Source organism: Streptomyces sp. SID4985, from assembly GCF_009863025.1.
Taxonomy (GTDB): domain Bacteria; phylum Actinomycetota; class Actinomycetes; order Streptomycetales; family Streptomycetaceae; genus Streptomyces.
The window spans coordinates 1-8,157 of the sequence record NZ_WWIR01000663.1 but is presented as its reverse complement, the minus strand read 5'-3'; the positions used below and the strand labels follow the sequence as shown (position 1 = coordinate 8,157).

Here is an 8,157-nt window from a genome sequence, read left to right as displayed (position 1 = left end):
GCGGTGACCGCCTCCACCCTCGTCAGCTCCGGTGCCGCGGCCAGCACCGCCGCGCGGACCACCTCGGCGACATCCGGCGTGTCCGAGCCGCACCCGGCGCCGCAGCCACCGCCGCCCGGGTCCACCCGGACCCGCGCCACTCCGCCCTCGACGCCCTCCCACTCCAGGTCGCCGCCGCGCTTGCGCACGGCGGGGCGGAGCCGCTCGACCGCGCGGGCGGCCCGCCGCTCCGGCGGCTCGGGGTGGATGCCGTGCAGCACCAGCAGATGCGCCAGCAGCTCGTCCTCGGCCAGTTGGGCACGCAGCGCGTCGTCCGCGTGGTCCAGGACGCGGGCCAGCGCCTCGCCGTAGACCTCGGTGAGCAGCCCGACCGCACCCAGCGCCTCGCGGGCGGTGGAGCCGGAGTCCGCCTCCAACTCGCCCAGCACGTCGTCGAGATGGGCCAGGCGCGCCTCCACCGCCGGGTCGTCGAGACGGCGGGCACCCTCAGCCATGGTTCGCCCCGTACGTGGGCGAGTGCACGACGTCCAGTGTCTTGCCCTTGCCCATGTACATGTGCACGCCGCACGGCAGACAGGGGTCGAAGCTGCGCACGGTGCGCATGATGTCGACGCCCTTGAAGTCGTCCGGGCCGTTCTCCTCGAAGATCGGCTGGCCCTGCACCGCGTCCTCGTACGGGCCCGGCGTGCCGTAGATGTCGCGGGGGCTCGCGTTCCACGGGGTCGGCGGGTACGGGTGGTAGTTGGCGATCTTCTTGTCCTTGATCACCAGGTGGTGCGAGAGCACCCCGCGCACGGCCTCGTGGAAGCCGCAGCCGATCGCCTCGTCCGGGACCTCGAAGTCCTGGAACACCTTGGTCTCGCCCGCCCGCATCAGCTCCATTGACTCCTCCAGGAACTGGAGGGCCATCGCGGCCGCGTACGCGACGAAGTACGGCCGCGCGCGGTCGCGTTCGATGGTGTTGCTCCACTTCGGGATGGACCACTCCAGCGTGGTCTCCGGGAGCGACTCGCCCTTGGGGAGCTGGATGCGCACCTTGCCGTTGCCCGCCTTGACGTACTTGGTGTCGACCAGGCCGCTCAGCGCCGTCGACCACAGGCGCGCGAGCGGGCCGCCGCCGGTGTCGAGCGCGAGGTGCTTGTCGGTCTCCTTGTGGTACCAGCGCGGGCTCATCACCCAGCTGTAGTTGCCGTCGAACTCCCGCTTCTGCGGCACCGGGACGGTCGTCTGGTTCCACGGGTGCCGCATGTCGACCGGGTTGCCCAGCGGGTCGTGGGTGACGAACGGCTGCTCGTTGACCCAGTCGTCGTAGTACGAACTGCCCAGCATGATGCGGATGTTGAGGTTGATGTCGATCAGGTCGTTGGTGACCAGCTTGCCGTCGACGATGACGCCGGGGGTGACGTACATCGCCTTGCCCCACTCGTTCATCGAGGCGTAGCGGTAGTCGACGACCGCCGGGTCCTGCCAGGCGCCCCAGCAGCCGAGGAGGATGCGACGCCTGCCGACCTCCTCGTAGCCCGGCAGGGCCTCGTAGAAGAAGTCGAAGACGTCGTCGTTCATGGCGACGGCCTTCTTGATGAAGTCGATGATGTGCATCAGCCGGCTGAGGTAGTCGGTGAAGATGCTCGGCTGCGGCATCGTGCCGACACCGCCCGGGTAGAGCGTCGAGGGGTGGACGTGCCGTCCCTCCATGAGGCAGAACATCTCCCGGGTGACCCGGCTGATGCGCAGCGCCTCCTTGTAGACCTCGCCCTCGAAGGGGTTGAAGGCCTTCATGATGTCGGCGATGGTCCGGAAGCCGTGGATCTCCCCGCGCGGGGCGTCCGTGCGCTCGGCGCGGGCCAGCAGCCCGGGGTTGGTGGCCTTGACCATGGCCTCGCAGAAGTCCACGAAGACCAGGTTGTCCTGGAAGATCGTGTGGTCGAACATGTACTCGGCGGCCTCGCCGAGGTTGGTGATGTGCTCCGCCATGGGCGGCGGCTTGATGCCGTACGCCATCTGCTGGGCGTAGTTGGAGCACGTCGTGTGGTTGTCGCCGCAGATACCGCAGATGCGCGAGGTGATGAACCCGGCGTCGCGCGGGTCCTTGCCCTTCATGAACACCGAGTAGCCGCGGAACAGCGACGAGGTGCTGTGGCACTCGGCGACCTCGCGGTTGGCGAAGTCGATCTTCGTGTAGATGCCCAGGTTGCCGATGATCCGGGTGATCGGGTCCCAGGACATGTCCACGAGCTGGGCCGGTTTGCGTCCCGTCGGCCGGGATTCGGTGGTCGTCATCTGCGGTGCTGCCCTCGCTGTCGGAGTTCGGCGGGTGGTGGGGGTGGTGGTCGGGTCACGGCCCCGGCGGCCTCAGGCACGCCAGTACGGGTCGTAACCGCTGGTCAGCTTGCGCTTCTTGCCGCGCCACTTGGGCTCGTGGTTGACCATCTCGTTGGTCAGGCCGCGCAGTCGGCGCACCACGGCGCCGTACGGCTTGATGACCAGGGAGGACAGGGTGCCGCCGGGCGGCTCGTCCATGAACGGCATGAACGCGTCCGGGAAGCCGGGCATCGTGCAGCCGATGCAGATGCCGCCGACGTTGGGACAGCCGCCGATGCCGGCCATCCAGCCCCGCTTGGGCACGTTGCAGTTGACCACGGGGCCCCAGCAGCCGGTCTTCACCAGGCACTTGGGGGAGTTGTAGTCCAGCCCGAAGTCGCCCTGCTCGTAGTACGAACCGCGGTCGCAGCCCTCGTGGACGGTCTTGCCGAACAGCCACTGCGGCCGCAGCATGTGGTCCAGCGGGGGCGGCGGGGCCGTACCGGCCGCGGTCTGGAGCACCCAGACCAGGACCTCCATGAAGTTCTCGGGCTGGATCGGACAGCCCGGCACGTTGACGATCGGCAGCCCCGCCTGCGACTTGTAGTCCCAGCCGAGATAGTCGGCCAGGCCCATCGAGCCGGTCGGGTTGCCCGCCATGCCGTGGATGCCGCCGTAGGTGGCACACGTACCGGCGGCGACCACCGCCCACGCCTTCGGCGCGAGCTGGTCGATCCACCAGTTGATCGTCTGCGGCTGGCCGGTCTTCGGGTCGTTGCCGAACGACGTCCAGAAGCCGTCACCCTCGATGATCTCCTGGTTCGGCACCGAGCCCTCGATGACGAGGATGAAGGGGGTGTCCAGCTCGCCGCGTGCCGCCGCCCGGTAGGGCGCGAGGAAGTCCTCGCCGCCCAGGCTCGGCGACAGCACCTTGTTGACCAGGTTGACCTTGGGCAGCCCGGGGATCACGCCGAGGACGACGTCCTCGATGGAGGGCTGCATGGCCGCCGTCAGCGAGACGGTGTCGCCGTCGCAGCTCATGCCCTCCGAGATCCACAGGATGGTGATCTCGTCTATGCCCTTGGCTTCGGTGGTGGGGCTCTGGGTGGTCATGTCGCCTGCCTTCGCTACGGTCGGGGGTCGCCCAGGGGCTCGACCTCGTCGGGTCGGAAGTAGTGGAAACGGCCGTACCAGCCGTGCAGTTCGGCCGCCGGATCGTCGTCTACGGTCACCGCGAGATGCGTGCTGCCGTCCACGTCGTGGAAGACCGCGGACACGCGTGCCGTCCGCCCCTCCAGGAACATGTCCTGCGCGTCGGAGCCCCGCTTGCGCGGGCGCAGCCGCACCGGAGTGCCGCCGCCGACCTCCACGCCGTCCACGAGCACCGTGTCGGTCGTGGGGGACAGGCCCTCGTCACCGCCCTCCTGCCACCAGGCGGGGCGGCTTTCGGAGGACACCGGGGACGGCGCGGCCGGGGACGCCGGGGACAGCGAGCGGATGGCGCCGTGCAGGCGGGAGAACACCTCCTGGGGCATGGTGTCCACGCGGTCGAGGATGCGCGCGGCGCGCGGGTCGGTGGCCCGGGCCTCGGCCTTCTCCTCGTCGGTCAGCAGCATCGTGCGCAGCGTCAGGATCTCGTCGATCTCCGCCGCGTCGTGCAGATCGCCTGGACTCTCCGGGGCCACCTGTGGGTGGTCGGGAAGGATGATGGGGGAGGAGAGCAGCACGGGGCCCGTGCAGCCGTCCGTGCCGCCGGAGCCGGGTGTGGGCGCCAGTCCGCCGAGCACCGGGAACGTGAAGGCGTTGCGGCAGCCGCGCGTCTGCGCGCGAAGTGCCTCCGGCGGGTCGATCAGGGACACGAACTCCAGGCCCGTACCGCCGAGCAGGGTGTGTGCGGCGAGCAGCGCGTGCCGGAGCACCTCGCCGCGCGCGCCGCCGGTTTCGGGGGCGCGCCCGGTGTTCTCGGTGCGTACGCACACCCGGTAGAGGCCGTCCGCGAGCCGTTCGGCCCCGGCCGTGGTACGGGCCCGTACCACCTCGCGGGTGCGCACGATCCGCCCGGCGCCCTTGGACAGCTCCTCCGTCTCGCGGGCGGCGGGCGCGCCCGACGGCGCCGTGCACACGCCGCGCAGCAGGTCGGCCAGCGGCCACACCAGCTCCACCTCGTGCGGTACGGCCTCGTCGAAGCTGAGCTGGACGCCGCCGTCGGCCGTCAGCAGGGACTCGACCGGCCGGTGTCCGCAGTCGCCGTCGGCCGCCTCGACCTGTTTGCGCTGCAGCTGGAGGTAGCGCACCCGCACCCTGAGCGCCGCGTCCGGGCCCTCGGCGCGCACCAGGCACTCGGTCCGCTGGTACCACGAGTCCGCCGAGCCGGAGATGCCCTCGGTGACCGGGCCGTCCGTCTCCACCCAGTCCCGGGGCGGCAGCACCCCGAACTGCCAGCGGACACGGTTCTTCGCGGAGGAGCGGCGGTACGGGTAGAGCAGATAGCCCTCGTAGAGGACGGCGTCGGCGACCGCGCCCATCCCCGCGAAGGCATCCTCCGGGGCGGGGCCGTCACCGGGCGCGTCACCGGGCGCGAAGGCACACACCGTGCCGCCCTCGCCGCTCGTGTCCACCATGCCGCCTCCTCGCCGTGCCGGTGCAGTGGTCCATGCCTTCCACTCACCGTCACATCAGTCACGCCCCCTCGCCCCTCAGGCCCACGCGGCTTGGGCCGGGCGGGTGAGTGGGCATATGCGGGCGGCGGTTTCCCGGCCCGGCCGACCTACTCGCCCTCCGCGCCCGGGTGGTCGTCCGTCGTGTGCTCCCCGCGCGCCGCGTCCTCGTGCCGCGCGCGCCGTGACCGCACCGCCTCCACCAGCAGCGGCATCAGGGAGAGGACGACGATGACGCCGACCAGCGGCAGCAGATAGTCGTCCACGTGGGACACCGAGGAGCCGAGGGCGTACCCCACGAGCACCAGGCTCTGCGACCAGAGCACCCCGCCCACCGTCTGCCACAGCGTGAACGTGCCGAGCGGCACGCCGAGGGCGCCCGCCGCCGGGTGCAGCACCGAGCGGAGCATGGGGATGAAGCGGCCGATGACCAGCGCCTTGCCGTAGCCGTAGCGGGCCAGGAGCCGTTCGGCGCGCTCCGCGCCCTCCTTCACCCGTTTGCTGGAGGTACGGGTCAGCAGTGGGCGGCCGCCGTGTCGTCCGATGAGGTAGCCGACCTGAGCGCCCGCCACCGCTCCGGCCGCGGCGCACAGCATCACCTGCCAGAGGACCAGCCGGGGCGGCCGCCCGTCGGCCCCGGCGCACAGCACCCCGGCCGGGAAGAGGAGCGTGTCGCCGGGCAGGAAGAAGCCGACGACCAGCAGGCCCGACTCCGCGAACGTCACCACCAGGACGCCGAGCGCGCCGAAGGCGGCCAGCAGCGAGGCGCTGTCCGTGGGGTTGACGGCTTCCACCCCATCGCCTCCCCGGTCCGTCGCTCGGTAGCCTCCCGCCCAGTGTCGCCCGGACCCGGCTCCCCCGCCCGCAGACGACGCGTACCCGGTGCCCACGTCCGCCCGGGAGGCATCCCGCGAGAGTCGGCGCGAAAACCCTCTGTCCCTGCCCCGCCACTGCTCGTACACTGCCGATTCACAGGGGCACGGGGGCAGTTGACGGGGGGAGCCGCCATGCCGGACACACCGTACGGACCTGCCGGGACACCGGGGTTTCCCATGCCCCCGGTACCGCCGATGCCGGCGAGCCCGCCGCCCGCACCACCGGACCCGCTGCGCGCGGCCGCCGTCGGCCTGCTCAATCTGAGCGGTCTCGGCCTCGGCTACGTCCTGCTGCGAAGATGGTTCCTCGCCGCCGCCTGCTGGGTGGCCACCGCCGTCCTGCTGCTGGTCGCCCTGCCCGCCGACCCGGACGGCGTCCCGGCCGGGGCGCTCGCCGGATACGTGATCGTCCTGCTCCTCGCCGCCGCGCACGGAGCGTTCGCCGCCCTGCGCACCCGGCTCACCTGGCCGTCCAGGGCACCCCTCGCGCTCGCCCTCGGCCTCCTGTTGCTCGCGGTGCCGACGGGCGGCACCCTCTGGTATCGCGACGCCCGCGAGGAAGCCGTGCAGCAAGCCCTGCTCGGCCGGCTGCACCGCGCCGACGCGAAGGTGACGGCGGCGGGCCGCCACTCCTTCGCCGCCTCCCGCGCCGACTACCGCGACGCCCTGGACGTCTACCGGGATCTCGCCGTCCACCACGCGGGCTCCCGCGCCGCGGACCAGGTGCCCGACCGCCTGCGCACCTACTACCGCACCGTCGGCGCCCCCTACGCGGGCGGGGACTACTGCGGCGCGATCGAGCCGCTGAAGTATCTGCGCACCGTGCCGGACACCCTCTCCGAGGAACGGCTGGGCACGCTCGCCCGCTGGCCCGACGACCGGCTCGCCACGTCGCTGTACGAGTGCGGTGCCGCTGCCCTCTCCGGGGACGGCGAGGAGTGGGTGGAGCACTTCGGCGACCTGCTCGGCACCTTCCCCGACTCCGGCCCGGCCGCCAAGGTCGCCCCGGCCGTCGAGTCGGCCGTGGCCCAGGCGCAGAAGGCCGTCGGTGGCGCGGCGCCCTGCACCGCCGTGGAGCGGCTGCGCGAGCTGAACACGCGCGCCGTCGCACTCTCCAACTCCGGCGGCCGGTCCGCCGCCCAGCTGACGGCCTCGGCGGGCCGCGCGAAGCGCAGCGGGGACGAGGGGGCGTACGACTGCGGGATCGACCAGTACAAGGACGGCCAGTTCACCGCCGCGCAGAAGACCATGGAGGACTACGCCGCCCGGGCCACGGGCGCCAAGCGGGACCGGGCCCGGAAGATAGCCATCGGCGCCGAGGTCGCCCAGATCGTCCCCGCCGCCGGGAAGAAGCTGCCCACCACCGCCTCCGGCGGCGGCATCTCCGTCACGGTGAAGAACGACAGCCCGGACGACATCACCGTCCTCTACACCGGCCCGGTCACCGGCAGCTTCACCCTCAAGGGCTGCGGCAGCTGCCGGGCGTACACCTTCACCGACACCCTCTCGATCGGCTTCAAGCCGTGCAGCGACAGCGGGAAGAACTACCCCAAGCGCACGATCGGCCTGCCCGTCGGCACCACGTACTTCGTCCACAAGCCGAACGGCACCAGCAGCGCCAAGCCCGCCTCCGACACGGCCAAGATCCGCTCGGGCTACATCTACACCGAATGCGCCTACACCACGCGGACGTTCGGCTACTGACGTACCGTCACACCGATGCCGGGGAGCGCTCCAGCCACGCCCGGTAGACCGGTGACTGCGCGGCCACCTCCCAGTAGGCGTCGGCCAGTTCGGCGTAACCGTCCTCCAACTCGGCCTCGGTGCGCGCCGCGAGCAGCAGCCGTACCCCTATCGGGTCGCCGCGCAGCGGCCGGATGGCGAGGTCGGAGCGGGGCCGCGCGGTCGGCTGGCTCACCGTGACCACCTCGCCGGTGGCGGCCAGGGTGTACGCGGTCAGGTAGTCGCCGTGCAGCAGGCGCGGTTCGATCCCCGCGTCGCGCAGTACCCGGCACAGTGCGTCCCACTCGCCGTCCACCGTGGAGTCCACCATCCAGCGCTCCTTCGCCAGGTCCGCGAGCCGCACCTCGTGCCGGGCGGCGGCCGGATGGTCGGCGGCGAGCGAGACGAACTGCGGCTCCCGCTGGACCAGGACCCGCAGGCTGAGCCCGGCCGGGACGCGCAGTGGACTGCCCTCCACCTCGTGCACGAAGGCCAGGTCGAGCCCGCCCTCGGCGACCATCCGCAGCAGCGCGTTCGCCGACGCGTCCACGTGCAGCGTGGGGTCGGCCGGGGGCACCCGGGCGCGCAGCCGCCGCAGCCAG

The 8,157-nt window shown here is 71.9% G+C and carries 7 protein-coding genes; 1 reads left to right on the top strand and 6 read right to left on the bottom strand.

Annotated elements, in window-relative coordinates; translation table 11 throughout:
- From GTW40_RS28830 to GTW40_RS28810, 5 genes are all read right to left on the bottom strand, one after another.
- A partial coding sequence (locus tag GTW40_RS28830) for a NifU family protein (protein WP_161183074.1) occupies positions 1-494 on the bottom strand: 494 nt, incomplete at its 3' end.
- Positions 487-2,280, bottom strand: a complete 1,794-nt coding sequence (locus tag GTW40_RS28825; protein WP_161183073.1) for a nickel-dependent hydrogenase large subunit — start codon at positions 2,278-2,280, stop codon at positions 487-489. The genes GTW40_RS28825 and GTW40_RS28830, both read right to left, overlap by 8 nt.
- A gap of 72 nt (positions 2,281-2,352) precedes the next feature.
- Positions 2,353-3,414: a hydrogenase expression protein HypE gene (locus GTW40_RS28820; protein WP_161183072.1), complete on the bottom strand. Its 1,062-nt coding sequence runs from the start codon at positions 3,412-3,414 to the stop codon at positions 2,353-2,355.
- Between the two features lie 14 nt (positions 3,415-3,428).
- Positions 3,429-4,922 (bottom strand): hypothetical protein, encoded by a 1,494-nt coding sequence (locus tag GTW40_RS28815; RefSeq protein ID WP_161183071.1) that lies wholly within the window; start codon positions 4,920-4,922, stop codon positions 3,429-3,431.
- 146 nt (positions 4,923-5,068) lie between these two features.
- Positions 5,069-5,752, bottom strand: a complete 684-nt coding sequence (locus GTW40_RS28810; protein ID WP_161183070.1) for a DedA family protein — start codon at positions 5,750-5,752, stop codon at positions 5,069-5,071.
- A 258-nt stretch (positions 5,753-6,010) separates the two neighbouring features.
- On the opposite strand from GTW40_RS28810, the gene GTW40_RS28805 reads away from it, so the two are divergent.
- Entirely contained in the window at positions 6,011-7,537 is a 1,527-nt protein-coding gene (locus GTW40_RS28805) for a hypothetical protein (RefSeq protein WP_161183075.1), read from the top strand.
- 7 nt (positions 7,538-7,544) lie between these two features.
- Here GTW40_RS28805 and GTW40_RS28800 read toward each other — a convergent pair.
- On the bottom strand, positions 7,545-8,157 hold a 613-nt coding region (locus GTW40_RS28800; protein WP_161183069.1), incomplete at its 5' end, for a LysR substrate-binding domain-containing protein.

Excerpts from the sequence above, each read along its gene's own strand:
- GTW40_RS28815 (WP_161183071.1), bottom strand. The coding sequence starts at position 4,922 with ATGGTGGACACGAGCGGCGAGGGCGGCACGGTGTGTGCCTTCGCGCCC.
- GTW40_RS28825 (WP_161183073.1), bottom strand. The coding sequence starts at position 2,280 with ATGACGACCACCGAATCCCGGCCGACGGGACGCAAACCGGCCCAGCTC.
- GTW40_RS28820 (WP_161183072.1), bottom strand. The coding sequence starts at position 3,414 with ATGACCACCCAGAGCCCCACCACCGAAGCCAAGGGCATAGACGAGATC.
- GTW40_RS28805 (WP_161183075.1), top strand. The coding sequence starts at position 6,011 with ATGCCCCCGGTACCGCCGATGCCGGCGAGCCCGCCGCCCGCACCACCG.